The 26,135-nt window shown below is 73.0% G+C and carries 26 protein-coding genes; 17 read left to right on the top strand and 9 right to left on the bottom strand.

Features of this window, described 5'->3' with window-relative positions:
- The first annotated feature begins 51 nt into the window (after positions 1–51).
- From AB0H81_RS22750 to AB0H81_RS22785, 8 genes are all read left to right on the top strand, one after another.
- Positions 52–1,197 carry a Gfo/Idh/MocA family oxidoreductase gene (locus tag AB0H81_RS22750; protein WP_358377800.1) on the top strand — a complete coding sequence of 382 codons (1,146 nt, stop codon included), beginning with the start codon at positions 52–54 and terminating at the stop codon, positions 1,195–1,197.
- A complete protein-coding gene (locus AB0H81_RS22755; protein ID WP_358377803.1) occupies positions 1,194–2,357 on the top strand; it encodes a dihydrodipicolinate synthase family protein in 1,164 nt (387 codons plus the stop codon). The genes AB0H81_RS22750 and AB0H81_RS22755 overlap by 4 nt, the downstream gene beginning before the upstream one ends.
- A complete protein-coding gene (locus AB0H81_RS22760; RefSeq protein ID WP_358377806.1) occupies positions 2,354–3,220 on the top strand; it encodes a sugar phosphate isomerase/epimerase in 867 nt (288 codons plus the stop codon). Before AB0H81_RS22755 ends, AB0H81_RS22760 begins: the two co-directional genes overlap by 4 nt.
- Before the next feature lie 308 nt (positions 3,221–3,528).
- Positions 3,529–4,416 carry an MEDS domain-containing protein gene (locus AB0H81_RS22765; RefSeq protein WP_358377809.1) on the top strand — a complete coding sequence of 296 codons (888 nt, stop codon included), beginning with the start codon at positions 3,529–3,531 and terminating at the stop codon, positions 4,414–4,416.
- Positions 4,413–4,541 carry a hypothetical protein gene (locus AB0H81_RS22770; RefSeq protein ID WP_358377812.1) on the top strand — a complete coding sequence of 43 codons (129 nt, stop codon included), beginning with the start codon at positions 4,413–4,415 and terminating at the stop codon, positions 4,539–4,541. Before AB0H81_RS22765 ends, AB0H81_RS22770 begins: the two co-directional genes overlap by 4 nt.
- Positions 4,542–4,651: 110 nt before the next feature.
- Positions 4,652–5,167 carry a pyridoxamine 5'-phosphate oxidase family protein gene (locus AB0H81_RS22775; RefSeq protein ID WP_358377815.1) on the top strand — a complete coding sequence of 172 codons (516 nt, stop codon included), beginning with the start codon at positions 4,652–4,654 and terminating at the stop codon, positions 5,165–5,167.
- A gap of 100 nt (positions 5,168–5,267) precedes the next feature.
- On the top strand, positions 5,268–6,005 hold the full coding sequence (locus tag AB0H81_RS22780; protein ID WP_358377818.1) for an SDR family NAD(P)-dependent oxidoreductase: 738 nt from the start codon (positions 5,268–5,270) through the stop codon (positions 6,003–6,005).
- A gap of 269 nt (positions 6,006–6,274) precedes the next feature.
- On the top strand, positions 6,275–6,490 hold the full coding sequence (locus AB0H81_RS22785) for a hypothetical protein (protein WP_358377821.1): 216 nt from the start codon (positions 6,275–6,277) through the stop codon (positions 6,488–6,490).
- Between the two features lie 96 nt (positions 6,491–6,586).
- Here the strand turns inward: AB0H81_RS22785 and AB0H81_RS22790 are convergent, their stop codons facing one another.
- Together AB0H81_RS22790 and AB0H81_RS22795 are read right to left on the bottom strand one after the other, a co-directional pair.
- Entirely contained in the window at positions 6,587–6,823 is a 237-nt protein-coding gene (locus AB0H81_RS22790; protein WP_358377824.1) for a DUF6289 family protein, read from the bottom strand.
- 241 nt (positions 6,824–7,064) lie between these two features.
- On the bottom strand, positions 7,065–7,760 hold the full coding sequence (locus tag AB0H81_RS22795; protein ID WP_358377827.1) for a helix-turn-helix domain-containing protein: 696 nt from the start codon (positions 7,758–7,760) through the stop codon (positions 7,065–7,067).
- A gap of 38 nt (positions 7,761–7,798) precedes the next feature.
- On the opposite strand from AB0H81_RS22795, the gene AB0H81_RS22800 reads away from it, so the two are divergent.
- Entirely contained in the window at positions 7,799–8,125 is a 327-nt protein-coding gene (locus AB0H81_RS22800) for a rhodanese-like domain-containing protein (protein WP_358377830.1), read from the top strand.
- Between the two features lie 195 nt (positions 8,126–8,320).
- Complete coding sequence (locus tag AB0H81_RS22805) at positions 8,321–8,677, top strand: response regulator (RefSeq protein ID WP_358377833.1); 357 nt, start codon at positions 8,321–8,323, stop codon at positions 8,675–8,677.
- Here the strand turns inward: AB0H81_RS22805 and AB0H81_RS22810 are convergent.
- The gene (locus AB0H81_RS22810; protein WP_358377836.1) at positions 8,655–9,308 is read right to left on the bottom strand and encodes a response regulator transcription factor; all 654 of its coding nucleotides are present in this window, start codon (positions 9,306–9,308) and stop codon (positions 8,655–8,657) included. The two genes, AB0H81_RS22805 and AB0H81_RS22810, sit on opposite strands and share 23 nt — an antisense overlap.
- Positions 9,309–9,353: 45 nt before the next feature.
- Between AB0H81_RS22810 and AB0H81_RS22815 the strand changes: the two genes are divergently transcribed.
- The 3 genes from AB0H81_RS22815 (at position 9,354) to AB0H81_RS22825 (ending at position 12,121) form a co-directional block, all read left to right on the top strand.
- Complete coding sequence (locus AB0H81_RS22815; RefSeq protein WP_358377839.1) at positions 9,354–10,814, top strand: CHASE3 domain-containing protein; 1,461 nt, start codon at positions 9,354–9,356, stop codon at positions 10,812–10,814.
- 90 nt (positions 10,815–10,904) lie between these two features.
- Entirely contained in the window at positions 10,905–11,873 is a 969-nt protein-coding gene (locus tag AB0H81_RS22820) for a PrsW family glutamic-type intramembrane protease (RefSeq protein WP_358377842.1), read from the top strand.
- Entirely contained in the window at positions 11,870–12,121 is a 252-nt protein-coding gene (locus AB0H81_RS22825) for a TetR/AcrR family transcriptional regulator C-terminal domain-containing protein (protein ID WP_358377845.1), read from the top strand. Before AB0H81_RS22820 ends, AB0H81_RS22825 begins: the two co-directional genes overlap by 4 nt.
- Here the strand turns inward: AB0H81_RS22825 and AB0H81_RS22830 are convergent.
- Positions 12,058–13,206 (bottom strand): pentapeptide repeat-containing protein, encoded by a 1,149-nt coding sequence (locus AB0H81_RS22830; protein ID WP_358377848.1) that lies wholly within the window; start codon positions 13,204–13,206, stop codon positions 12,058–12,060. The two genes, AB0H81_RS22825 and AB0H81_RS22830, sit on opposite strands and share 64 nt — an antisense overlap.
- Positions 13,207–13,542: 336 nt before the next feature.
- Here AB0H81_RS22830 and AB0H81_RS22835 point away from each other — a divergent pair, with 336 nt between their 5' ends.
- Positions 13,543–13,791: an alpha/beta hydrolase gene (locus AB0H81_RS22835; RefSeq protein ID WP_358377851.1), complete on the top strand. Its 249-nt coding sequence runs from the start codon at positions 13,543–13,545 to the stop codon at positions 13,789–13,791.
- Between the two features lie 259 nt (positions 13,792–14,050).
- Here the strand turns inward: AB0H81_RS22835 and AB0H81_RS22840 are convergent, their stop codons facing one another.
- From AB0H81_RS22840 to AB0H81_RS22860, 5 genes are all read right to left on the bottom strand, one after another.
- On the bottom strand, positions 14,051–16,819 hold the full coding sequence (locus AB0H81_RS22840; RefSeq protein WP_358377854.1) for a PEP/pyruvate-binding domain-containing protein: 2,769 nt from the start codon (positions 16,817–16,819) through the stop codon (positions 14,051–14,053).
- 246 nt (positions 16,820–17,065) lie between these two features.
- Entirely contained in the window at positions 17,066–18,112 is a 1,047-nt protein-coding gene (locus AB0H81_RS22845) for an alkaline phosphatase family protein (RefSeq protein ID WP_358377857.1), read from the bottom strand.
- The gene (locus tag AB0H81_RS22850; protein ID WP_358377860.1) at positions 18,109–18,966 is read right to left on the bottom strand and encodes a sugar phosphate isomerase/epimerase family protein; all 858 of its coding nucleotides are present in this window, start codon (positions 18,964–18,966) and stop codon (positions 18,109–18,111) included. Before AB0H81_RS22850 ends, AB0H81_RS22845 begins: the two co-directional genes overlap by 4 nt.
- A gap of 400 nt (positions 18,967–19,366) precedes the next feature.
- Positions 19,367–20,359: a LacI family DNA-binding transcriptional regulator gene (locus tag AB0H81_RS22855; protein WP_358377863.1), complete on the bottom strand. Its 993-nt coding sequence runs from the start codon at positions 20,357–20,359 to the stop codon at positions 19,367–19,369.
- 411 nt (positions 20,360–20,770) lie between these two features.
- Complete coding sequence (locus AB0H81_RS22860) at positions 20,771–21,907, bottom strand: hypothetical protein (protein WP_358377866.1); 1,137 nt, start codon at positions 21,905–21,907, stop codon at positions 20,771–20,773.
- Positions 21,908–22,187: 280 nt separating this feature from the next.
- On the opposite strand from AB0H81_RS22860, the gene AB0H81_RS22865 reads away from it, so the two are divergent.
- From AB0H81_RS22865 to AB0H81_RS22875, 3 genes are all read left to right on the top strand, one after another.
- The gene (locus AB0H81_RS22865) at positions 22,188–23,351 is read left to right on the top strand and encodes a thiolase family protein (protein ID WP_358377878.1); all 1,164 of its coding nucleotides are present in this window, start codon (positions 22,188–22,190) and stop codon (positions 23,349–23,351) included.
- Positions 23,348–25,441, top strand: a complete 2,094-nt coding sequence (locus AB0H81_RS22870; protein WP_358377869.1) for a 3-hydroxyacyl-CoA dehydrogenase NAD-binding domain-containing protein — start codon at positions 23,348–23,350, stop codon at positions 25,439–25,441. The genes AB0H81_RS22865 and AB0H81_RS22870 overlap by 4 nt, the downstream gene beginning before the upstream one ends.
- 225 nt (positions 25,442–25,666) lie before the next feature.
- Positions 25,667–26,041 carry an SSI family serine proteinase inhibitor gene (locus AB0H81_RS22875; protein ID WP_358377872.1) on the top strand — a complete coding sequence of 125 codons (375 nt, stop codon included), beginning with the start codon at positions 25,667–25,669 and terminating at the stop codon, positions 26,039–26,041.
- The last annotated feature ends 94 nt before the right edge of the window (positions 26,042–26,135 follow it).

Here is a 26,135-nt window from a genome sequence, read left to right on the forward strand (position 1 = left end):
CGGCGGCTCGGCCTTACCGTTCGGGAAAGCGCTTTCCCTGAAAGGACTCCCATGAGCGTGCGCACCATCGGCGTCGTGATGAACGGCGTCACCGGACGGATGGGGTATCGCCAGCACCTGGTCCGATCCGTCCTGGCCATCAACGAGCAGGGCGGCGTCACGCTCTCGGACGGCAGCCGGGTCAAGCTGCGGCCGGTCCTCGTCGGCCGCAACGCCGCCAAGCTGGCCGAGCTGGCCGACCGGCACGGCATCCCCGACCACACGACCGAGCTCGACGCCGCGCTGGCCGACCCCGACAACATCGTCTACTTCGACGCCCAGGTCACCTCGGCCCGGGTCAAGGCGGTGCTGAAGGCGATCGAGGCGGGCAAGCACATCTACGCCGAGAAGCCCACGGCCGAGTCGGTCGAGGAGGCCGTGGCGCTGGCCGAGGCCGCCACGGCGCGGGGTGTGAAGAACGGCGTGGTCCAGGACAAGCTGTTCCTGCCGGGCCTGCTGAAGCTGAAGCGGCTGATCGACGGCGGCTTCTTCGGCCGGATCCTGTCGGTGCGCGGGGAGTTCGGCTACTGGGTGTTCGAGGGCGACTGGCAGGAGGCGCAGCGCCCGTCGTGGAACTACCGGGCCGAGGACGGCGGCGGCATCGTGCTCGACATGTTCCCGCACTGGCACTACGTCATGGAGAACCTGTTCGGCCGGGTCCGCTCGGTCTACGCCCAGGCCGTGACGCACGTGCCGCGCCGGGTGGACGAGAAGGGCCACCCCTACCAGGCCACGGCCGACGACGCCGCGTACGGCGTGTTCGAGCTGGAGGGCGGCGTGATCGCGCAGATCAACTCCTCCTGGACCGTGCGCGTGAACCGCGACGAGCTGGTGGAGTTCCAGGTGGACGGCACGGAGGGCAGCGCGGTCGCCGGCCTGCGCAACTGCCGTGTCCAGCACCGCGCGGCCACGCCCAAGCCCGTCTGGAACCCCGACCTGCCCGTCACGGCCCGCTTCCGCGACGACTGGCAGGAGGTGCCGGACAACGCCGAGTTCGACAACGGATTCAAGATCCAGTGGGAGCTGTTCATCCGGCACGTCCTGGAGGACGCGCCGTTCCCGTACGACTTCGCCGCCGGCGCCCGCGGCGTGCAGCTCGCCGAGCTGGGCCTGCGCTCGTCGGCCGAGGGCCGCCGGATCGAGGTGCCGGAGCTGTGAGGATCGACCTGCCCGGCGGCGCGTACGAGCTGCGCGAGCCGGTCACGTGGCCGGTGCCGGACGGCCCGCCCGCGAGCCGGGTCGTGTACGCGGCGGCGCACGTGGTGGCCGACCCGCTCGGCGACAACACGCCCGGCTCCCCGGCCGCCGTCGACTGGGACGCCACGCTGCGCTTCCGCCGCCACCTGTGGTCGCACGGCCTGCGCGTCGCCGACGCCATGGACACCGCGCAGCGCAACATGGGCCTCGACTGGGCCGCGACGAAGGAGCTCATCCGGCGCAGCGCCGAGGAGGCGCGCACGTTCGGCGACCCGGCCGAGCTGGTGGCCTGCGGCGCGGGCACCGACCATGCCCCCGGCGCGGACGACCTGAAGGCCATCACCGCCGCGTACGCCGAGCAGATCGAGACCGTGCAGGCGGCCGGAGCCGGCGTGATCGTCATGGCCTCGCGCCAGCTCGCGCGGGCGGCGGCCGGTCCCGAGGACTACCACCAGGTGTACGGCGAGCTGCTCGGCCTGGCCGAGCGGCCGGTGATCCTGCACTGGCTCGGCGAGATGTTCGACCCGCAGCTGGCCGGCTACTGGGGTTCGCGCGACGTGGCCGCCGCCACGGAGGCGTTCCTCGAGCTGATCCACGCCCACCCGGCCAAGGTGGACGGGGTGAAGGTGTCGCTGCTGGACGAGGAGCACGAGGTCGGGCTGCGGGCGGCGCTGCCGGAGGGCGTGCGGCTCTACACCGGCGACGACTTCAACTACCCGTCGCTGATCAAGTCGGGCTCGCACGCGCTGCTCGGCATCTTCGACGCCATCGCGCCGGCCGCCGCCGCGGCGCTGCAGGTGCTCGACGCCGCCGAGGCAGCCTGCACGGGCGAGGCCCGCGACCGGCTGCTGGTCCACTACGACGAGATCCTGGAGCCGACGGTCCTGCTGTCGCGCAAGATCTTCGAGACGCCGACCTACAACTACAAGACCGGCATCGTCTTCCTGGCCTGGCTGAACGGCCACCAGGACGCGTTCGCCATGGTCAACGGCGCCCAGTCGGCCCGCTCGCTGACCCACCTGTCGGAGGTGTTCCGGCTGGCCGACCGGGCCGGGCTGCTGGCCGACCAGGAGCTGGCCGTGCGCCGCATGAAGGCGCTGCTGGCGGTGAACGGGCGGTGAACCTCTCCCTCAACCAGTGGACCACCAGGCGCTGGACGGTGGCCGAGGCCGTCGACGGGTGCGTGCGGCACGGCCTGGAGGCCATCGGCCTGTGGCGGCAGGAGGTCGCCGCGCAGGGCCTGGCCGAGTCGGCCAAGCTGGTGCGCGAGGCCGGGCTGCGGGTGTCGTCGCTGTGCCGGGGCGGTTTCCTCACGGCCGGCGGTCTGCCCGGCGAGGAGGGCCGCCGGGCCTTCGCCGAGGCCCTGGACGACAACCGGCGCGCCGTGGACGAGGCGGCGGAGCTGGGCGCGGCCTGCCTGGTGATGGTGGTCGGCGGGCTGCCCGGGGTGGTGCCGGGCGAGCCGATGACCGGCCCGGTGTCGCGGGACGTCGCCGGCGCCCGGGAACGGGTGGCCGAGGGCCTGGCCGAGCTCGCGCCGTACGCGGGCGAGCGGGGCGTGAAGCTGGCCCTGGAGCCGCTGCACCCGGTGTACTGCGCGGACCGGGCCGTCCTCTCCACCCTGGAGCAGGCCGTGGACCTGTGCCTGCCGTACCCGGTGGAGCAGGTCGGGGTGGTGGTCGACACCTTCCACGTGTGGTGGGACCCGCGGCTGTTCGAGCACATCGCCCGCGCCGGGGAGCGGATCGCCTCCTACCAGGTGTGCGACTTCCTGCACCCGCTGCCGGCCGACGTGCTGCTGGGACGCGGCATGATGGGCGACGGCGTGATCGACTTCGCGCCGATCACCCGGGCCGTGCTGGAGGCCGGCTACACCGGGGACGTGGAGGTCGAGATCTTCAACGCCGACGTGTGGGCGGCCGACCCGGACGAGGTGCTGGCCACCATGAAGGCCCGCTACGCCGAGGTGGTCCTGCGGTCCTGACCGGCCGTTCGGTCCATCTGTTCGGGCGCCGCTCCCGAGGGGACGGCGCCCGCAAAGTGACGGCGCCTGTGCCCTTGTGACACGCTCAAGGAGAGGGGCACCTAACCGTCCTGCCGCCCCTCCGAAGGCGAGAAGCGGTCCGTGACTCCTCCGCACCCTGAAGGGAGCGGCTTCTCGCTTTCCCCGACTGCGGCAGCCGGAGTAGGCGACGGCCAAGCCCTGACCGGCGTTTTCGGAGAACGCGCAAGAACAGTATCAGGGAAGCCATTTCCTTGCTGGTCAAACAAGCGATAGCCTCGCGGAACCTTATGGCACATCCCACGACGGTCGACCACCTCCTCCCCGGGGACCACGTCTGCTGGACGTTCGACGACCACGAGCGGCATCTGGCGGCCCTGGTCCGTTTCCTGCGCGGCGGCCTCGCGCGGGGTGAGCAGGTCCTGTACTTCACCGACACCTTCCTGCCCGACGCGTTCCTGGCGGCGGCGCAGGCGTACGGGGTGGAGGTGCGCGAGCCCCAGCGCACCGGACAGCTCCAGGTGACCACGGCCGAGGAGTCCTACCTCGCGGGTGGCGCGTTCGAGGCGGAGCGCGCCCTGGACGGCTGGCGGGCCGCGATCGCCCGGGCGCGCGGTCAGGGCTACAGCGCGCTGCGGGTCGCCGCCGACATGGGCTGGACGGTCCGCGCCACACCCGGGATCAAGCGGCTGGCCTGGTACGAGGCGCAGGCCAACCGGATCTTCGCCGGCGGCTACGCGATGGCGTTGTGCTGCTACGACCGGCGGCTGTTCACCAGCGCCGAGCTTGACCACATCAGCGCCGCCCACCCGGCGACCGCGCGGGCCGGGGCGGGCGCCCACGAGGAGTGGGCGCCGATGCTGCGCCTCCGCCGGGGGTCCGAAGGGCTGAAGCTTGCGGGGGCGGCCGACCGCAGCAACAGCGAGGCCCTGGCCGGCGTGCTGCACGATCTCGTGGCCGACGCCCGGCTCCTGTCCGACGGGGCCCTTCCCCTCGTCGTGGACCTGGCGGAGCTGACGTTCGCCGACGCCGCGATCGCCCGCCTGCTGGTGGGCGCGGTCGCCGCCACGCCGGGTCGGCTCCTGCTGCGCGGGGCCCGCCCGGCGCTGGCCGAACAGCTGGCGGTGATCGACCCGGGCCAGGCCCGCGCGGCCTGCTCCAGCGGGAGCCCGGCATGACCGCCCCTCCCGCCACCGCGCATCGGCGCACCTTCGAGACCGTCGGCGAGCCGGGGGACGTGCGGTCCTTCGTCACCGGCGTCGCCCGGTCGCCGGCCTGCCCCGCCTCCGCGTCGGACGCGTGATGCCGGGCTGAAAACATGACACAGGGTGTCTGGTTTCTGGTCGAGCATGGCTTCACCGGCCGGCGTCGATGATGGACGTCGGCCCTGCCCACGCACAGACAAGGACCTCGATGCGCGAGACGCCAGAAGACCTCAAAGAGCTCCAGGAGCTCCTGGACTCCTCCCTCTCCCGCTCCACCTCGCACCTCCGCTCGATCGTCACGGGGCACACCATGACCGCGGAGCAGCTCACCCAGATCCTCACCGGCATGCGCACCCTCGCCCTGTCGACGGTGACGGCGAAGGGCGAGCCGCGGATCAGCGGCGCGGACGGGCACTTCCTGCGCGGCAGGTGGCACTTCGGCACGGCGCGCGACGCCGCCAAGGCCCGCCACCTCGCCGCCCGCCCGGCCGCCAGCGTCGCGCACATGCGCGGCGAGGACTTGGGCGTGTTCACGCACGGCACGGTGGAGATCCTCAACCCCCGGGACGGCGAGCCCGCCGCGGACTGGCCGGACCTGCTGGCCTACTTCAAGGACTTCTACGGCGAGACCGCCTTCGACTGGGACGACGACGTGGTGTTCTACCGGCTGCATCCGCACTGGATGACCGTCTACGCCCCCGACGTCGCCAAGCTCACATCTTGAGGGTTCCCTCAAGTTTGTGTTAGCGTCCGCATGCCACACAACTTGAGACTATCCTCAACTTACCGGGTGTGGCCGCAGACGCGCAGAAAGGGACTCCCCCATGTCCACATCTCCCTCCCGTGGCCCGGCCGTCGTCGTCGGAGCCGGGCCCGGGCTCGGCATGTCCATCGCCCGGCGGCTCGGCCGCGAGGGCCACCCGGTGGCGCTGGTGTCACGCAACGCCGCCCGGCACGCCGGATACGTGGCCGAGCTGGCGGCCGAGGGCGTCGAGGCCACCGCGCACGCCGCGGACGCGCGGGACCTCGGCGCGCTCCCCGGAGTCCTCGGCGCGATCGCCGACCGGCACGGGCCCGTCGAGGTGCTCTACTTCGGCCCCGGCGCGGCCGACCCGGCCACCATGCCCGCGCCGATCACGCGGGCCGACGTCACGAGCGTCCGGGAGTCGGTGGAGGGCTGGGTGTACCCGGCCGTCGCCGCGGTGGGCGAGGTGCTCCCGGGCATGCTCGAACGCGGGCGCGGCGGGCTGCTGTTCGCGGGCGGCCTGAGCGGCGCCGTCCCCATGCCGCCGCTCGGCGCCCTGGCCGTCTCCTCGGCGGCCCTGCGCGGTTACGTCCTGACCCTGAACGCGGGGCTCGCGGGGACCGGCGTGTACGCGGGACTGCTGACCATCGGCGGGCTGGTCGAGCGCGGCGACATCCACCGGATGATCACCTCCCGGCCCGGGCCGCTCAGCGGCCTGGCGGCGAAGACCCTCGACCCCGACGACATCGCCGACACCGCCTGGAACCTCCTGACGAAGCGGGAGGAGCCGGAGGCCACCTTCTCCACCCTGAGCTGAGGCCCCCCGGCACGACACAGTGGGGCCGGCCGGCGTCCGGGAGTGTCGGCCCACAGGCGTCCAGGAGCGTTCTCGGAAATTGTCGGTGGCGTCCGGCATGGTGAGCACGTGACCCATATGCCGCTCCGTGACGCCGGCGCAGGCGACATCGCCCCGCACCGGCACCGCGCAGGACGGGCGAGGCGTGTGGCGACCGACTCCCCGACGAGGAACAACGGCGCGCGGTGGCCGGCCACGACTGCCCGCGCGAGGACAGTGAAGGGTCTTTCATGACAGCCGATCAGCCGCTCAACTGCCCGAGGTGCCAGGGCGTCACCGTCGCCGTGGATGCCACCGCCTACACACCCGCCCGCGGACGGCTGATCGTCACCCACGGCTACTGCCGAGGCGATTGCACCGACCCCGCCGAGCCCACCCCTGGCCACGAGGCGCCCACCAAGGCCGCCACGACCTCGGACCAGTCGACGCCCGCGACCGTCTCATGACCCTCGCGGCCCGCCGGCCACCCTCGGCCGAGGCAGGTCACGCATGCGGAGAAATCCGGCAGGGCCGCAGGCGCGCGCCCTGCCGGATGCGTCGTCTCAGGTGCAGGGACTCGTGGACCACGTGATGTAGCCGTTGAGCCTGCCCCAGGTCGAGACCTCACCACTGCAGAATTCCGTCTTGACCCCGACCAGGTTGGTGCGCGCGGCGTCGGAGAAGTACTGGGTGTTGCACATGTAGCCGGCCCGGCAGGCGGGGGCGGCCTGCGCGCCGGCCGGCACGGTGGCGAGCGCGGCAGTGGTCATGGCGGCGACGGCCAGTACGCGACGGATCATGAATCGTCCTTCCTGAGCACGAGACAGCACGAAGGTCACGCGACTTCTTGGGCAGCCCAACCGGTGATCGAAATGATCCGTCCCCCAGGAAGGAAACACAAGAGGAGCTCACGTTCCACCACGCCCCGTACAGCGATGATCACGTTCACCGCATGTGCCGCCGACACGCCGGCACCGGGCGGTCGGCAGGTTCGTCACCACGAACGACCGCCCGTCCGCCGTCCTGGCGAGATGACCCAGGTCACTCACCCTGGCTCCTCCTGAACGAGACGCGCGGCGGCGCGCCGCCCGCCCAGGAACGCCCAGGAGTACCGCCCCCCGTACGGCGCAGGGAGCGGGCCAGCCGGAGCACCCCCTCACGGATGCGGCGTTCGCCCAGCTCGGGCAGGAGCGCCGTCACGTGCACGGCGGACAGCGCGGCCAGCAGCGCGTGGGCGGCGTGCTCGGGGTCGGGGGTGCCGTCGAGCAGGATCGCCACGTGCCGATGCCAGAACCGGTACGCCCCCAGCCGGTAACGGGCCCCCGGCGAGCCCGCCTCCGACATGCGGATCACCGCCAGGTGCTCCAGCAGGTAGTCGAGGTACGCGTCGACGAAGGCCGCCAGGCGCTCGGCGGGCTCCGCGCCGGGTCCCAGCGGGGGCGGCCCGTGCAGGATCCCTTCCTGCAGCACCCGCTCCCGGGCGTCCAGCAGCGCCACCGCCAGCCCCGCCTTGTCACCGAAGCGGCGGAACAGCGTGCCCTTGCCGACACCGGCCGCCGCGGCGATCTGGTCCATGGACACCCCCTCCACCCCGTGCTCGGCGAACAGCCGGGCGGCGGCGTCGAGCACGGCGGCCCGGTTGCGTGAGGCGTCCGCCCGTTCCTTGGGCGGGCGGGTCATCAGCAGTTCCAGCGACCTTGCAGAAGCGGACTGCGGTCCGGTATTGTCCTTGGCCATAGCCGGACTATAGTCCGTTTCCTCTCGGAGGTGGAATCATGACCGCACTCATCACGCGTGACGAGCTGAAGGCCGCGATCGACGCCGGCGCCGTGACGGTCGTCGACGCGCTCGGCGGGGAGTACCACGCCAAGCAGCACCTGCCCGGCGCCCTGCCGCTCGCCCCGCCGGACGTGGACGCCCAGGCGGCCACGCTGCTCCCGGACCGCGACGCGGCGATCGTCACGTACTGCTCCAACGAGGCGTGCCCCAACAGCGGGCAGGTGGCCAACCGGCTGACCGCCCTCGGCTACACCGACGTCCGCAAGTACAAGGAGGGCATCCAGGACTGGGTCGAGGCGGGCCTGCCGACCGAGTCCGCCTGACCCGGCGCCGGCGAGGGCGTTCGGGGTCGCCTGTCACCGGGGGCGTGCCGGTGGCCCCGAACGCGGTCCACCAGGGCTGCGGCCACCAGGGCTGCGGCCACCAGGGCTGCGGCCACCAGAGGCCGGGTGACGCGGACGAGGAGCTTCCAGCTAGCGGGAATGTCCGGCGCCGGGTGCGAGTGGCACCCTGGAGCCGTGGAGTTGCGCTGCCTGATCGTCGATGACAGCCGGCGGTTCATGGAAGCCGCGCGCCGGCTGCTGGAGCTGCAGGACGTCCGCGTCGTCGGCGTGGCCACGACCGGCGCCGAGGCGCAGTCCCTGGCCTCGGCATTGCGGCCGGACGTGGCGCTGGTCGACGTCGGGCTGTGTGAGGAGAGTGGCTTCGACGTGGCGGGCCGCCTGGACCGCGTTCCGGTCATCATGATCTCCACCCGGGACGCGGCCGACCTGGACCACCTGGTCGACGAGAGCCCGGCGATCGGGTTCCTGCCCAAGTCCGGGCTGTCCGGGCCGGCCATCCGGCAGTTGCTCAGCGAGCCTCCAGGAACGTGAGGACGGCCAGCACCCTGCGGTGGTCGTCGTCGGTCTCGGTCAGCCCGAGCTTGGCGAGAATGCTCCGCACATGCTTCTCCACGGTCCCCTCGGTCACCCACAGCCGCCGGGCGATGCCCGCGTTGGAGCGCCCCTCGGCCATCAGCGACAGCACCTCGCGCTCCCTGGCGCTGAGCACGTCGAGCGGGTCGTCGCGGCGCCGGGCCGACACCAGCTCCTGAACGAGCGCCGGATCCACCACCGAGCCGCCCCTGGCGATCCGCCGGGCCGTGTCCACGAACTCCTCCACGTCGGTCACCCGGCTCTTGAGCAGGTAACCGATCCCTCTGCCGCTGGCCAGCAGCTGCATGGCGTGCTCGGCGTCGGCATGCGCCGACAGCACCAGGATGCCGATCTCGGGATGCTGCTCGCGGATCTGCGCGGCGGCGCGCAACCCCTCCACGGTGTTGGTCGGCGGCATCCGGATGTCCACGATGGCGAGCTCCGGCCGTGTCTCGCGCACCAGAGCCAGCAACTGCCCGGCATCGCCGGCCTGGCCGATCACCTCCAGACCTGAGCGCTCCAGGAGGCTGGCGAGCCCCTCGCGCAGCAAGACGTCGTCGTCGGCGAGAACCACCTGCGTACCGGCCATGCGGGCATTATCCGACCTCAACCCCATTATCGGTACACTCCGGGAATGTTCCTCCGTCGGTCACCTCGACGAGCGGACGACGTCCGCCGGGGTCTGACCGCGCGCACGGTGGCGGCCGGAGTCGTGCTCACGCTCATCGTGGGTGGGGCCTTCGCGGTGCTGCTGGCCTCGATCGCCGACCTGCGCGACGCCCAGACTCGCGAGCAGCGCTCCGCAGAGGTCCTGACGAGGGCCAACCGGCTGGAACGTCTGATCATCGACATGGAGACGGGCCAGCGCGGTTTCGCCCTCACCGGCCAGGAGACGTACCTCCAGCCCTGGCGCGATGCCATCGCGGCCTTTCCCGGCCAGGCGAGTGCGCTGGAACACGTCGTGGCCGGCACCACCGCCCAGCGCGCCCAGGCCCGGACGATCACCACGGCCGGCGCCTCCTACATCAACGACTACTCCGTCCCCCTCGTGGAGGCCATACATCGCGACCCGGCAAGGGCGCGGACGGCGGAAACCGCCGAGGGCGAGCGCCGCGTGGACGCGATGCGCGCGGACTTCGACGCGCTGGTGACCACCGAGGTGTCGATGGTGCGGACCGAGCAGCAGCACTCCGACGCCGCGGCGCACCGCGCGAGCGCCGTGGGGGTGTCGGGCCTGATCGCGTCGGTCGCCGTGATCGGCGCCTACTCCGGCTACCTCACCCGTGCGGTGGTGCTTCCGGTACGGCGGGTGGCCGGCGCGGCCGGGCGCCTGGCGGACGGCGACCTCGAGGCACGCGTGTCCGTGCGCGGCGCCGGCGAGGTGGGCGTCCTGGAACGCGGCTTCAACACGATGGCCGCGACACTCGCCCGGCAGCGGGCGGAACTGGCCGCCTCCCGCTCGCGTATCGTCACCTCCGCCGACCAGGCCCGCCGCCGCATCGAACGCGACCTGCACGACGGCATCCAGCAGCGGCTCGTCTCGCTCATGCTGGAGGTGCGCGCCACCCAGGCCGGGCTGCCGCCCGACCGGCCCGGGCTCGCCGAGCCGCTCGACCGGCTGGCCGAAGGGCTGGGCGAGGCGGTCGACGAACTGCGCGAGATGTCCCGCGGCATCCATCCGGCAATCCTGAGCGAGGCCGGACTGGGGCCGGCGTTGAAGACCTTGGCCCGCCGCAGCGCCGTACCGGTGGAGCTGGAGCTGAACGTGCGCGCCCGGCTGCCCGAACCTGTGGAGGTGGCCGCCTACTACGTGGTCTCCGAAGCGCTCACGAACACGGCCAAGCACGCCCACGCCACGACCGTGACCGTGCGGGCGCGCCTGGCGGACGGGATACTACGGCTGCAGGTGACCGACGACGGTGTGGGCGGCGCCTCGACGGACGAGGGCTCCGGCCTGCTGGGGCTCGCCGACCGCGTCGAAGCGCTCGACGGCACGTTCACGCTGGTCAGCCCGCCCGGCGACGGCACCGCGCTGAGCGCCGAACTGCCGATCCCCGGCGACCGGCAGGGCGACGGCATTCCAGCCAGCAGGTAGCCGGAATGGCCGCTGGCCAGGACGACAGCGGCGGCCGCGGCGGACATCCTGGTGGGGGAACCCTGGGACGCTCCCCGGAAGGAGCCTGCGGTGAAGTCATTGTCGATCAGCCATGCCGACGTCGTACCCCACACCTCGACGGGACGGCCGCGTCCAGGCCCGAGCTGGGTCCGGATCTTCCTCGGCGGGTCGGTGCTCTGGGCGGCGACCGTGGTGGTCACGTTCGTCACCGGCAACTCGAATCTGGTCCCGACCATCATCCTGGTCGGCAGCTTCCTGGTTCCGGTCACGTTCGTCGCCTTCGCGTTCCGGCACGGCGACGCCGTGATCACCGCCCAGCGCGTCTTCACCGCGTTCGTGTACGGCGGCGTGTTGGGCGTGCTGGGCGCCTCGCTCCTGGAGTCGGCGTTCCTGACGCACGCGTCGGGCTGGACATACCCGGCGATCGGCCTGATCGAGGAGGGTGTCAAGCTGGCCGCGTTGTGGCTGGTCGCCCGGCGCCTGCCCTTCTACACCCGACGCGACGGCATGGTGCTCGGCGCGGCCGTGGGCTTCGGCTTCGCCGCGCTCGAAAGCGCCGGATACGCCTTCAACGCGCTGTTCACCTCCCGCGGCCTGTCACTGCTCAACCTGGTCGAGACGGAGGCCTTGCGTGCGGTGCTCGCACCCGTCGGGCACGGGCTGTGGACGGCACTGCTGGGCGGCGCCCTCTTCGCGACCGCCGCACGCAGCCGCAGCGGACGGCCCCGGCTGCGGACGCCGCTGCTCGGCTGGTACGCCGTGGTGGTCGCCCTGCACGCCCTCTGGGACGCCTCGCAGGTCCTCGCGGTGTGGCTGACGCTGCTCCTGACCGGCACGCGGGGCCAATGGACGTCGATCGTCCGGCTGGGCGAGCTGCCCGGCGTCACCCAGGCGCAGGTACACACGTTCACCGTGCTGAACTGGGGGCTGCTCGCGGTGGACGCGCTGATCGGGCTGAGCCTGCTCCTGCTGCGGTGGACTCCCCTCGGGCGCGGCCGGGCGACTGCGCCGGTCCTGCCGCTGCGGCACGTGGGGTGACCGCCCGCGGCCGGCGCCTTGCGCCGTACCCGCGGCGGATCGCCGAACTCGGGCTGCTCCGGATCGACGACGCCGACCTCGCCGCCGCCCACCTCACCCTGCTGACCGTCACCGACGTCAACCAACAGACGTTCTACGGCGCCGTCCCCCTCTCTCAGGAGGAGGTCAGCCGGCTCGTCACGGCTCACTCGGCTTCGGTCAGCGGGGCGTTCTCGGCAGTCGCCGCCTTGACGGCGAACTCGTCGTAGGTCCGGGGACGGATGGGCGGCAACGTTCGCGACCGTGTCGGTCTGATCAAGGAGGGGTCGAAGCCGTCGGGCCATGCGGTGCTCTCGTCGAAGACCACCCGTTTCAGCGAAGCACCGGTCAGAACGACGCCGCTCAGCGTGGCCGCGCGGAGATCGCTGTAGTCCAGGCGAGCGCCGCGCAGGTTGGCGTCTCGCAGATCGGCCTTGCTCAGATCGGTGCCCCGGAGGTCGACGCCCTCGGCGATGGCGCCAGTCAGGACGGCGTCACGCAGGTCGGCCTGGTAGAGGGTGGCGTCGGCGAGGATCGCCCCCGCGAGCCGCACTCCGGTGAGATCGGCCCGCGTCAGATCGGCTCCGACGAAGGAGGCTTCGGTCAGGTCACTGAAGTGGAGATCCACATCGCGGAGCCGGGCCGAGGCGAGGTCGGCCTTGGGCAGGACCACGCGATCGAGACGGAGCACCTGACCTCGGACCGGTTCCCGGCGGCCCAGGACGGTCAGCGCCGCGTGGATGTCGGGGGCACGGAGGGAGAGATTGACAGACCCGCCAGGCGCTGCGGTCATGCGGTGCGCGTGCCGGCCACCTCGTTGAGGATCGCGGGCTCGGGTGGCGACGAACGCCGAGAGAATCTCACCGATGGCGCGGCGGTCGGCTGTGGAGGAGCGGGCGATGCGTTCCAGGGCGTAGATGGCCCCCATGCGGACGTCCACGGTGGTGTCGCCCAGATGCGCGATGGCCGCGGCGAAGGACTCGGTGGCCTGCCCGTGGCGACTGAGTTGGAGTTGGCGCCAGGTGAGGTAGGCGCCCATCAAGAGCACCAAGCCCCCGACCCCCTGCAGCAAGGCGGTGCGGATGTTGTTCACGGCGGCGGCATGGTCGGCCGGCGGCTTCGCCGTTCCCAGATCCCACGCCAGCAGATAGCGGGGGAGGAAGAGGGCGCAGGCCAAGGCGGCGATTCCCAGGAGTCCGGTGAGGACGAGGGGGACCGAGATCCGGTGGCGCCAGGAAGGCCCGCCGCGCGCGATCTTGTCCGTTCGGACGGGGTGCCCGGGAAGAGGGGGCGTGCGGTCTTCGATGCGGCTCATGGACTCACCTTGGATCGGGCTCGGAGGTTGTCCGCTGTCCCGCCGGCGAGGCAGTGCGGCGAAGGCGCTCGTGGTCGCGTCGGAGGGTGTCGTCGATCACCTGCCTTCTTACCGGCAACCTCTTCCCATGCCAACCCATCGCAGTGTGCACGCTTCAGACCCAGATCGGGCATGCCTCACCGGCGGAACCGGACACCGTACTTCTGGGCACGCCACCGCGACCCACTACGGCTCACTACGGCTCACGGTGTCAGCGGGACCGGCCACGATGATCTGCATTCCGCACGAAGCGCCGCGGGCCTGGAAAAGGCGCAGGACCAATCCGTCCTCGATGACGTGGTGCTGACCTTCGCGCAGTTCAAGCCACGCCGGGCACGCCTGCCCACGTTCTCCGACGACGCGCTGCGCCGCCTGACCCAGCCGATGCTGGTGACGGTCGGCGACCGCGACGCCATGCTCGACTCCGCCGACACCACCTGGCGCATCCGCCGGTGCGTCCCCCACGCGGCCGTGCGTGTCCTGCCCGGAGTCGGGCACGTGATCTTCGACCAGACCGACTCCATCCTGGCCTTCCTCCGCACCTGACCGGCACACCCCAGGGCCTGAGCGTGTCAAGGTGCCCCAGGCCGCGCTGGAGGCGCCGGCTCTGCGATGAACGCCTGGGTGACCTGGCGTGATCCGGCTCCGATTCGGCGCGGCCCTCGGGACCCCACCTGCCCCTGACGGCACCGGTCCAGACGCCTGCCCGGCGGCGGCCAGGAAGAAGGAGCCTGTCGCACTGGTCCGGGCCTGGGAGCGCGAGGGCCGGGAGGCCCTCGCCCGGGGGTGCGGGGCGGAGCCCCGGTCAGTCGAGGGTGATGGTGCCGGAGGCGCCGTTCACGGTCAGTTGCCGGCCGGTGGTGATGCGGTGGGTGGCGTCGGCCACTCCGACCACGGCCGGGATGCCGTACTCCCTCGCCACCACGGCCCCGTGGGACATCGCGCCGCCCATCTCCATGACCAGGCCGCCCGCCGTGAGGAACAGCGGTGTCCAGCCGGGGTCGGTGGACGGGCAGACCAGGATCTCGCCGGGCTCCAGGTGGGCGCCGACCGGGTCCAGGACGACGCGGGCCGGGCCCGTGACCGTGCCCGCCGAGGCGGCCGTGCCCGTGAGGGCGCCCTCGGTGGCCGTGCCGGACATGGCGGTGGCGACGGCCTCGGGTTCGGTGCCGTCCGACAGCATGACCCGGGGCACGTGGCGGCGCCGCGCCTCCTGCTCGTACGCCGCCCGGCGGGCCGCCACCGGTTCGCGCAGCGCGGCGGGCGCCCCGGGCGAGGTGGCGGGGGTCCCGAGCGAGGTGGGGGGCTTGCTTCCCGGGCTGGAGCCGACGGTCCCCGGCGCGGTCGCGAAGCTCTCCGGCACAGTCGCGGAGGTCCCCGGCGCGGTCATGGACGTGTCCGGTCGCGACGTGCCCCCTTCCGAAGCCCCCAGCGCCTCCCGCACCTCCTGGAAGCGGAGGTAGAAGATGTCCCCCGGCTCGTCCAGCAGTCCCGCCGCCACGAGCCGCTCCCCCACCACGAGCATGCTCTGCCGTACCCCGGCGAGGATCTTGACCAGGTAGAACTTGGGCAGTTCCCGCAGCCCGCCGAGCCGCCTCGTGCGCCGCAGCGCGAAGCGCGTGACCGCCCCTCGCAGGGCGCCCCGGCGGCGGGCCCGGGCGGCGATCGCGTCCACGGTACGGCGCGCCTCCTCGTCGCCCCTGGCGAACAGGACAGACGGGGCCAGATCGCCGGGGTCGGCCATGCGCAGGTAGTTGGCCAGGACGCCGAGGATGTGCGCCGGCTCCTCCGACCAGCGGGGCAGGCCCAGGTCGATCTCGGCGACGCCCCGGTGGCCGTAGCGCCGGAGGAACTCCTCGACGCCCCGCTGGGCCTTCGGCGGCAGCTCGCGTTCACGGTAGCGGCGCACCAGCTCCCCGACCGGGAGCTCCCGGAACGGTTCGGGCTCCACCCGCGTGGCCAGGTCCCACAGCTCCAGGTCCATCTCGGTCGTGGGGTTGCCGGGGAGGCTGCGCAGGACGTTCTGCATGTCGCTGATCGGCACCCCCGACAGCCGCGACGCCAGCGCGAACAGGCCGTACCCCGTGATCACGATCGGCATGATCGAGATGATCGCGGGGAAGGCGCCGCGCAGCATGCGCTCGGCGTGCTCGAGACGCTGGACGGGGGTGGCGTCGGCCGGCACGCGCAGCCGCCGGTCGAGGTCGTCGCCCAGGCGCCGCGTGTACGCCAGGGCGGCGCGCGGGCTGAACAACGCCTCCAGCACCCGGACCGGCGCGCGGACGGTTCGGGCGAAGCGGGCGAGCCCCTTCAGGAACGGCCGGCGCGAGGTGTGGACGACCGACAGCCGGGGGTCGGCGAACAGGCCGTCCAGCACGGCGGCGGTGCGGGCCTCCCCCAGCGTCAGCGCCTTGGGCAGGATGACGCGGCCGGCCCGGCTGCGTACGGCCGTGGTCAGGTCCAGCCAGAGCCGCTCCCCCGCGATGGACATGAACGCGGGCCCCCGGCGCGGGTCCTTGGGGGCGTACCCGAACAGGCCCGCCGCGCCCGACGCGGTGAGCTGGAACCCCGCCAGGCCCATGGGGGTGAGCGGGCCCATGACGCCCTGGGCGACGTTGACGCTGAAGTAGACGCGCAGCCCGTCGCGGGTGGGCGCGGGCAGCGGGAACAGCGTGGTGATGGGCCGTGCCTGGGTGAGCCAGAGGGCGCCGGACGCGTCGACGGCCCACTCCGTGTCCTGAGGGGCTCCGTAGTGGCGTTCGACACGCGCGCCGAGTGTGGCCAGCTCGCGCACCTGCGCGTCCGTCAGGCAGGGCTCGTCCGAGCCGGTACGGTCCAGGCGCTCCGTGCCGCCGCCGGGCAGGGAGCGGATCACCACGCGCTTGTCGCCGGCGCGGCGTTCGAGGATCTCGCCGGTGGCGGGGTCGGCGACGAACCGGTCCGGGTTCACGGCCCCGGAGACGACGGACTCGCCCAGGCCGGGGGCGGCGTCGATGACGGCCCGGTGCCGCCGCCCGGTCAACGGGTCGGCCGTGAACATCACCCCGGCGACCTCCGCCTGCACCATCGCCTGGACGACCACCGCCAGCCGTACCGACGCGTGGTCGATGCCGTTGGACGCGCGGTAGGCGACGGCGCGGTCGGTCCACAGCGACGCCCAGCAGCGGCGGACCGCGTCGAGCACGTCGTCGGCGCCGACGACGTTGAGGTACGTGTCCTGCTGCCCGGCGAAGCTGGCGAACGGCAGGTCCTCGGCCGTGGCCGACGAGCGCACCGCGACGGGGCCGCCGCCGAGCCGCTCGTACGCGGCGGCGACCGCCTTGGCCACCGGCTCCGGCACCGGAGCCCGTAGCAGGCGCTCCCTGGCCGCCGCCGCCAGCCCGGGACCGCCCTCGGCGATCACCTCGTCCAGGCCGGCGGCCTCGGCGACCCGGCGGTACGCGTCGGTCGTCAGGACCCATCCGGGCGGGACCGGCAGCCCGGCCCTGGTCATCTCACCCAGGTTGGCGCCCTTTCCGCCCACCTCGGCCAGCATGGAGGCGTCGATCTCGGAGAACTCCAGTGCCGTGTTCATCTGCATCACCCTCGGTGTTCAGCTTCTCGACATGAGTGTCACCCCTCGCGGCGAGAAATTCAACACCTGATGAAACATAGGCCGGATCGCGAGAGATTCAGGCCGTGACGTGAGCCGACCCGAGGGGCTGTACAGGCACGCCTCGGGGGCCCGGGCCTGGCCGGGTCCGTGTCGCGGGCCAGGCGGGGCGTGTCGCGGGCCAGGCGGGATGTGTCGTGGGCCGGGCGGGGTCTTGGTCGCGGCCGGTCACGGGTGGGGCTTCAGAACGCCAGCGGCACTCCGTCCAGGTCCCAGGCCGGGTCCACGGCGACGCCGAGCCGGTCGAGTGCCGTGGGGGCCACGTCCACCGGCCGGGGATCCTGGAGGCGTACGCCGCCGAGGTCCTCCCCCAGCCGCGCGCCGATCACGAACACCGTCCGCTCCTCGCCCGACACGCCGCCATGACCGCCCGCGTCCACATGACCGTGGTCGGTGGTGACGAGGACCGTCCAGCGCTCGTGCCCGAACGACGGCCGCGCGGATCACGTCGAGGAGGCCGCCGAGGTACGCGTCCTGGAGCAGGAGCGCGTCGGTGTACTCGGGGCACAGGGGGCCGAGGGCGTGGGCCACCTCGTCGGTGTCGCCGAGGTAGACGAACGACAGGTCGGGGCCCGTACCGGCCAGGTGATCGCGGGCCGCGTCGGCGACCTGACGGTCGGCGACGCTCCAGGTGAGGGCGTAGCCGTCGAGCACGAACCGGGTGCCGATGGAGGGGCCGAACGCGCCGTGCTCGGCGAGGGCGGCCCACGAGAAGAACGCGGAGGTGACGAGGTCGGGCCGGGCCTCCTGGGCTCGGGTCAAGAAGTCCGGATATTTCGTGAACTGAGGGGCGGCGAAGCCGTTGTCCACGACGCCGTGCTTGTCCGGCCACACGCCGGTCGCGATCGACGCCCACCCAGGCCCGGAGTCGGTCCGCGCCCGGATCACACGCACGGACTCGTCTTCGGTCGCGCAAGCACCCTCGGTCGCGCGGGCGTCCTTCATCGCGGGCGCCACAGGCCCGATCCTCGGGTCCCCGAACCCCGAGTCCCCGGACACCGAGGCAGCGGACGCCGGGGACGGAGACCCGGCGGGTGCCTCCGGGACGATCTGGCCCGGTGACTCCGTCCGGGGCGCCTCCGGTTCACCGTACGGGAGTGTGCTGGTCCCGTACGCGCCCGTCGACATCAGCGCCGACAGCACCGGCGGCCGGATGGCGACCAGGCGGTCGAAGCGCAGGCCGTCCATCCCGACGACCAGCACCTTGTCCCTCATACAGCGCCCCTCGCCCGATCGTCGCTCGCCCGATCGTCGCTCGCCCGGTCGTCCCTCGTCCGGTCGTCCCCGACCGAAACCGCCGGGGCGAAGCGGGCGACCCAGTCGGCGGCGCCGGGCAGGATCTCCTCCACCGGAGCCACCTGCGGGTACCAGGTCCGCTCCCACTCCAGCGACACCCACCCGTCGTAGCCCGCCGCGCGCAGCAGCTCGCCGCACTCGTCGAGCGGGACCGAACCCGTCCACATCGGCACCGGAGTCGTGTCCTCGGCCGAGACGGCGTCCTTGACCTGCACGTACCGCAGCCACGGCCCGAGCGCGGCCAGCGTGTCGGCGGGCGCCTCACCGTGGCGCCACGGGTGCAGGAGGTCCCACACGACACCGGTCGTCTCGGGCCGGTCGGCCGTCTCCAGCAGCCGGGCCACGGCGGCGCCGGTCGCCATCGCGTCGTGGGTCTCGACCAGCACCGTGACGCCCAGGCGGGCGGCCGTGTCCGAGACCGCGCGGAGCCGGCGCGCGCCCACGGCCGGGTCCTCGCCGCCCGGGAACACCCGGACGCCGGGAGCGCCGAGGGCGGCGGCCAGTTCCAGGTCCGCACGCAGCGCCTCCACGAACGGCTCGTCCGGGCCCGGCTCGCACACCCGCACGTACCCGGCCAGAGCGGAGATCTCCAGCCCGGCCCGCTCCACGCGGTCTCGGGCCGAGCGCCGCTCCCCGGGGGTGATCCCGCCGTGGACGCCGGTGTCGGGATGGAGGCGCAGTTCGAGGCCGTCGCACCGGTGCGCGGTCGCCACCTCGATCGCCCTGTCGAGCCCGTCTCCGGGCATTCCGAGCGTGCTGACCGCGAGCTTCACCGCGTCCCCCTCATGAGCCGTCCTGATTTGTCGTCGTATGTCGCGTGGGTCGTCGTGTACGTACGTCGCCGGCACGCGGGGCGGGCACGCCCCGTCACCGGAGTCACCGGAGACGCCCCGCGCAGTCGCGGAGGGGCGAGGTCTCGGCCCGCGCGTGGGCAGAGGGGCGGCGAGGCCCCGGCCACGCGGAGGGGCAGACGAGCGAGGTCCCGACCCCGCCAAGGCAAGGAGCGGGACGCCGCCATCCCCTTCGGTGCCCGCCCGGGTAAGCGCACGCCCCGAGTCTCCCGCCCCCCTCCAGGAAGCGCGGCCAGGGAAGCTCCACCAGGAAGCGCCTTTCCGGAGGTCTGTCGCGCGTCCTTCGCACGCCGCCGCAGGTCTCATCGAGCGTCCGGCAGGGTCACCGGACGTCCCGGACGCTCTCGCGCAGGACCACCTCGCCCTGGACGTGGTCCACGGTCGGCGTCTCACTCGCGGCCAGCGCCAGCACCAGCGCGCGGGACCCCATGTCGGCCAGCGGCAGCCGCACGGTCGTCAGCGCCGGGACGTGGTCGCGCAGCGTGGCGATGTCGTCGAAGCCCGCCACGGAGACGTCGTCCGGCACGCGCACGCCCCGGTCGCGGTAGGAGGCGAGCGCCCCGACGGCCATCACGTCGTTGACCGCGAACACGCACGTCGCGTCCCCGGTCTCGCCGGCCGCCACATAGCCGCCGTCGCGGTCGAAGGGGCCGTGGACGACGCGCGGCTCGGGCAGCCCGAGCTCCTCGACGGCGGCGACGAAACCGGCGCACCGGTCGCGGGCGGTCATCAGGTGCGGCGGCCCGGCGAGGACGGCGAAGCGGGTGTGGCCGAGCCCGGCCAGGGAGCGGGCGAGGGCCGCGCCGCCCTCGTAGTTGGCGGGCGCCACGGTGTCGACGCCGAGCAGGTCCTGGCCGACGCAGGCGACGCGGCCGCCGCTGGCGCGGTAGCGGTCCAGCTCGCGGCGGAGCCGGCCGGTCACCTCGGGGTCGTCCACGCGGGAGCCGGCCAGGAGGACGGCGCGCACGCGCTGGGCGTTCATGGTGGCGACGTAGGCGATCTCCTGCTCGGGGTCGCGGTGCGTCGTGCCGACCATGACGAGCAGGCCCTCGCCGGCGGCGGCGCGCATGGCGCCGTCGGCGAGGGCGGCGAAGTAGGGGTCGGTCAGGTCGTGGACGACGATGCCGATGACGTTGCTGGCGCCACGGGCCAGGGTCTGGGCGGCCATGTTGGCGCGGTAGCCCAGCTCGTCGGCGGCTCGCTCGACCCGCGCCCGCAGGTCGGCGCCCACCTGGCGGGTGCTGCCGTTCAGCACCCGCGAGGCGGTGGCGAGCGAGACACCCGCCTGCCTGGCGACGTCTTCCAGCGTGACCACGACGAGACCTCCCCGGAAAGCGGTTTCCCAGTCTTGCAGACCGGCCCCCGGGTCCGCATCCTTACACGCCCGACCCCATAAGGCCAGATCGGGCCCCGTGCAGCCCGTCGGCGGCGCCGGAACCAAGATCCACGGGCCGGATCCAGCTCCCGACTCCGGGCTCCACCAGCCGGCTCGCTCCACGAGCCGGCTTTCCGGCCCCCCGGGCGACGAGTCAGCCCAACGGTCCGGGATTCCGGCTCCCCGGCCAAGGAGTCGGCCCAGCCGTCCGAGATCCCGCTCCCCGGCCAACAAGGTCAGCCCAGCCGTCCGAGACACCGGCCGGCCGACAAGTCAGCCCAACGGTCCGAGCTTCCACTTCCCCGGGCGACGAGTCAGCTCAACGTACCGTGTCCGGCCCAGGGGCCGCGATCAGCTCCACGGGAAGAGGTAGTCGAACAGTCCCTTCGAGGTCTCCGACGGGGCCGGGGCCGGCGCCTGGGTGGTGGCGGGCGCCTGGGTGGTCGTCTCGGTGCTGGACTCCTTGTCGGAGGTCTTCGCGTCCACGTCGGCCTTGCGCGTCGTGTCGCCGTCGTCGACAGTCGTCGGCTGCCGGGTGGCCCTGGTGGTGGCGCGGGTCGTCGGCTGGCCCACGCGGGTGCGCGTGACGCGCGGCGCGGGCGTGCGCGTGGCGCGGACCTTGACCGCGGTCGGCGTCGGGGCGGCGGTACGGGACGTGGACGGCTCCGGCGTCGCGGAGTCCTCCGGCTCGTCCGCGGCCTCGCCGGTGTCCTCGGGCTCCGGTGCGGCCGACTCGGTGGGCGGCGCGCTGACGCGGCCGGCGCTGGCGCAGCGCTCCGTCGCGCAGGGGTCGTCGGAGGAGGTGCCGGTCAGCATCCAGCCCGCGCCGGCGCCGAGCAGGACGACGGCGGCCGCGGCGGCCACCAGCACCTTGGTACGGCGGCGCACCTCCTTGTCCCCCGCGGCGGCGTCCCGGCTCGCGTCGGTCCAGCCGGAGCCCAGGAACCCGCGCCGCGTGTCGCCCGCCTCGTCGCCGTGGGACCCCTCGTAGCTCTTGTCGAGGGGAAGGTAGGCGGGGTCGCCGTGGTCGTCCGCGTCCTGGACGCGGTGGGAGCCGCTGTCGGCGTCGGCGTAGCCGCCCGCCTCACCGGCGTACAGGTGGGCGCCGCTGTCGGCGTCGGCGTACCGGTGCGCGCCGCTGTCGGCGTCCGTGTACCGGTCGTCGGCGGACTGGAGCTCGGCGTACGCGGCCGCCGCCCCCTCCTGCGAGCCGTACGAGGACGTGCCGTCCTGGGAAACGTACGAGGACGTGCCGTCCTGCGAAGCGTAGGATGACGAGCCGTCCTGCGGGGTGTGCGAGGACGAACCCTCCTGCGACGCGTACGCGGAGGAGCCCTCCTGGGAGGCGTACGCGGAGGAGGCGTCCTGGGAGCCGTCCGACGGCATGATGTACGTCTCGCTGCCCGAGACCACGATGGCGGGCTGCTCATCCGTGTCGTCGGTGCTCCACCGAGGTGACAGCACGTCGCCGGTCAACTCCGGGTTCAACGGTCGTGCCTGACCGTCCTCGTACGACCTATCGTTCTCGTCGCGCGACACTCTGTGACCTCTCTAGTGCATAACTGTGCGCGACCTTTCCTAACAGACTCGACCCACCTTTGTCCGGAAATTTCACAGCAAGCCCGTAGATTGTTCTCAACCTCATACGCACCAGCAGTTTCAGCGCGCGTGGCCGCCCGCGTCCACTCCCTAGTTACCGACGAGTAGCATAGGCGCGACAGCAGTCCAGCAACGAGGAGCGAACCCCGTGCCTTCCTCTCGTGACGTCGTGTTCGTCGACGGCGTGCGCACCCCCTTCGGCCGGTCGGGGCCGAAGGGGCTGTACGCGGAGACCCGCGCCGACGACCTGGTCGTCCGCGTCATCCGCGAGCTCATGCGGCGCAACCCGGCCCTGCCGCCGGAACGCGTGGACGAGGTCGCGATCGCCGCGACCACCCAGATCGGCGACCAGGGCCTGACCATCGGCCGCTCGGCGGCGGTGCTGGCCGGGCTGCCGAAGTCCGTGCCCGGCTACGCCATCGACCGCATGTGCGCGGGCGCGATGACCGCCGTCACCACGGTCGCGGGCGGCATCGCGTTCGGCGCGTACGACGTGGCCATCGCGGGCGGCGTCGAGCACATGGGCCGCCACCCGATGGGCGAGGGCGTCGACCCCAACCCGCGCTTCCTGTCGGAGAAGCTCGTCGACCCGAGCGCGCTCGTCATGGGCATGACGGCCGAGAACCTGCACGACCGCTACCCGGCGATCTCCAAGGAGCGCGCCGACGCGTACGCGGTGCTGTCGCAGGAGAAGGTGGCCAAGGCGTACGCGGACGGCAAGATCCAGCCCGACCTGGTGCCGACCGCGATCAGGACGGCCGAGAAGGGCTGGGGCCTCGCGGTGGAGGACGAGGCGCCGCGCCCCGGCACCACCCTGGAGGGCCTGGCCGCGCTGAAGACGCCGTTCCGGCCGCACGGGCACGTGACGGCGGGCAACTCCTCCGGCATCAACGACGGCGCCACCGGCTGCCTCGTGGCGGCCCGCGAGGTCGCCGAGGAGCTCGGGCTGACGGCGAAGATGCGGCTGGTGTCGTACGCGTTCGCCGGCGTGGACCCCGAGGTGATGGGCGTCGGCCCGATCCCGTCCACGGAGCGGGCGCTGCGGCTGGCCGGGCTGTCGATCTCCGACATCGGGCTGTTCGAGATCAACGAGGCGTTCGCGGTGCAGGTGCTCGCGTTCCTGGAGCACTTCGGCATCGCCGACGACGACTCCCGGGTCAACCCGTACGGCGGCGCGATCGCCTTCGGCCACCCGCTGGCCTCCTCAGGCGTGCGGCTGATGACACAGCTCGCCCGCCAGTTCGCCGAGCGTCCCGACGTGCGCTACGGCATCACCACCATGTGCGTCGGCATGGGCATGGGCGGCACCGTGATCTGGGAGAACCTGGCATGACGAACATCGACACCTGGCGCGCCCTGCTGAGCGAGCGCAGCACCGACGAGGTGGTCACCAAGGCGCTCGTCCGCGATGTCGAGCTGCCGTACGGCGCCGGCACGATGGCGCTCATCACGCTGGACAACGGCTTCGACCACACCAAGCCCAACACGTTCGGCCCGCACGGCCTGTTCGCCCTCAACGGCGCGCTGTCGGAGATCGCGGCCCGCAACGACCTGGTGGCGGTGGGCGTGACGGGCAAGCCGTTCATCTTCGCCGTCGGCGCCGACCTCAAGGGCGCCGCCTCGGTCACCTCGCGCGAGGAGGCCCTCGCGATCGGCGCGCTCGGGCACCACGTGTTCCGCCGGCTGGGCGAGCTGGGGATCCCGTCGTTCGCGTTCGTCAACGGCGCCGCCATGGGCGGCGGTCTGGAGATCGCGCTGCACTGCGCGTACCGGACGATCTGGTCGGGCGTCCCGGCGGTCGCGCTGCCGGAGTGCTTCCTCGGCCTGGTGCCGGGCTGGGGCGGCACGCAGCTCCTGCCACGCCTGATCGGCCCGGCGAACGCGATCAAGCTGATCATCGAGAACCCGCTGTCGCAGAACCGCATGATCAAGGGCGCGCAGGCGTACGAGCTGGGCGTCGCGGACGCCGTGTTCGAGCCCGCCGACTTCCTGGAGGAGTCGCTGCGCTGGGCGGCCCGGGTCGTCAAGGGCGAGGTCACGGTCGAGCGGCCCTCGCGTGACGGCGACGATTGGAACAAGGCGGTCGCCGACGCCCGCTTCCTCGTGGACATGAAGCTGCGCGGCGCCTCCCCCGCGCCGTACCGGGCGCTGGACCTGGTGGCGCTGGCCCGCACGGCCTCGCGCGACGAGGGCTTCGCCGCCGAGGACGACGCGCTGGCCGACCTGCTGATGAGCGACGAGCTGCGGGCCGGCCTGTACGCCTTCGACCTGGTGCAGCGGCGGGCCAAGCGGCCGGCGGGCGCCCCCGACAAGTCGCTGGCCCGCAAGGTGACCAAGGTCGGCGTGGTGGGCGCGGGGCTGATGGCCTCGCAGATGGCGCTGCTGTTCGCCCGCCGCCTGGAGGTGCCGGTCGTCCTGACGGACCTCGACCAGGCGCGGCTGGACAAGGGCGTCGGCTACGTCCACGCCGAGGTGGACAAGCTGCTGGCCAAGGGCCGGGTCTCGGCCGACCAGGCCAACCGGCTCAAGGCGCTGGTGACCGGGTCGCTGACCAAGGACGCGTTCGCGGACGCCGACTTCGTCATCGAGGCGGTCTTCGAGGACATGGCGGTCAAGAAGAAGGTGTTCGCCGAGGTCGAGGCCGTGGTGCCGGCCGAGTGCGTGCTGGCCACCAACACCTCGTCGCTGTCGCTGACCGAGATGGGCGCCGATCTGGCGCACCCGGAGCGGCTGGTCGGCTTCCACTTCTTCAACCCCGTGGCGGTGATGCCGCTGCTGGAGATCATCCGGGGGGCGTCGACCGACGAGGCGACGCTGGCCACCGCGTTCGCCGTCGGCAAGGCGCTGAAGAAGTCGTCGGTGCTGGTCAAGGACGCCCCGGCGTTCGTGGTCAACCGGCTGCTCACCCGGTTCATGGGCGAGGTCATCGCGGCCGTGGACGAGGGCACGCCGCTGGAGGTGGCCGAGCACGCGCTGGACGACCTCGGGCTGCCGATGACGCCGTTCGCGCTGGTGCAGCTCGTCGGGCCGGCCGTCGGGCTGCACGTCGCCGAGACGCTGCACGCGGCCTTCCCCGAGCGGTTCGGCGTCTCGGAGGGCATGGCCAAGCTGGTCGCCTCGGGCAAGCCGGGCGTGTACGCGCCCGACTTCTCGCTCGACGCGGAGGCCGTGGCGCTCTTCGCGGGCGGTGACGCGCCGTCCACCGCCGAGGAGGTGCGGCGCCGGGTGCTGGAGGCGCTGGCCGAGGAGATCCGGATCATGCTGGACGAGGGCGTGGTGGCGGCCGCGCAGGACATCGACCTGTGCATGATCCTGGGGGCGGGCTGGCCGTTCCACCTCGGCGGCGTCACGCCGCTGCTGGACCGGGCCGGGTTCGCGCGGCCCCGCTTCCTGCCGCCGGGCGTGGCCTCCGTGCCCGCCTGACCGGCGCGTCGCACCACGAGAGGGGACCCGCGAGAGCGGGTCCCTTTTCTGCGTCCTTTGCCGGCCGGCCCCATCACATGGCCGAATCGGGGACGATCCATGGCCGCCGCCGTCGGGGCCGACGGGTACGACTCGAGTGCACAGACGGCACATCAGCCCCCTCGGTCACATCGTTCACCCACGTCGTGGGCCGGGCGGGCCGTGCCACCGACGGAGAGGACAGGCATGAGATCGCTCAAGGTAACCGCGCTGTGCGGGGCCTTCCTGATGGCGGCCGCCCTGCCGGCCATGGCGGCGCACTCGCGGGCGTCCCTGCGGATCACGGTGACGGAGCACGGCCACGCGCCCGTGACGTACGAGCTGGAATGCGACCCCGACGGCGGCGACCACCCGAGCCCGGAGGCGGCCTGTGACCGGCTGCGGGCGGTGGAGGGGCGGCTGTCGGCGCTGCGCCGGTCCAACGGCGCCTGCCCGCTGTCCTCCGAGCCGTACAGGGTGGCGGTGGAGGGCAACTGGCGCGGGCGCAACGTCGCCCTGCACTCGACGTTCGCGAACCGGTGCCGGGCCAAGGCGGCGGGCGCCGGGGTGTTCGCCTTCTGAGCCGACGGGCGCGGCAGCCGGGGGCGGGGGGGGGGGGGGGGCCCGCGCCGCGCCCGCCGCGGCCCGGGCGACATGAGCGGCGAGGGGGCGAGAG

It is taken from the genome of Nonomuraea sp. NPDC050691, assembly GCF_040654455.1.
Classification (GTDB): Bacteria; Actinomycetota; Actinomycetes; order Streptosporangiales; family Streptosporangiaceae; genus Nonomuraea.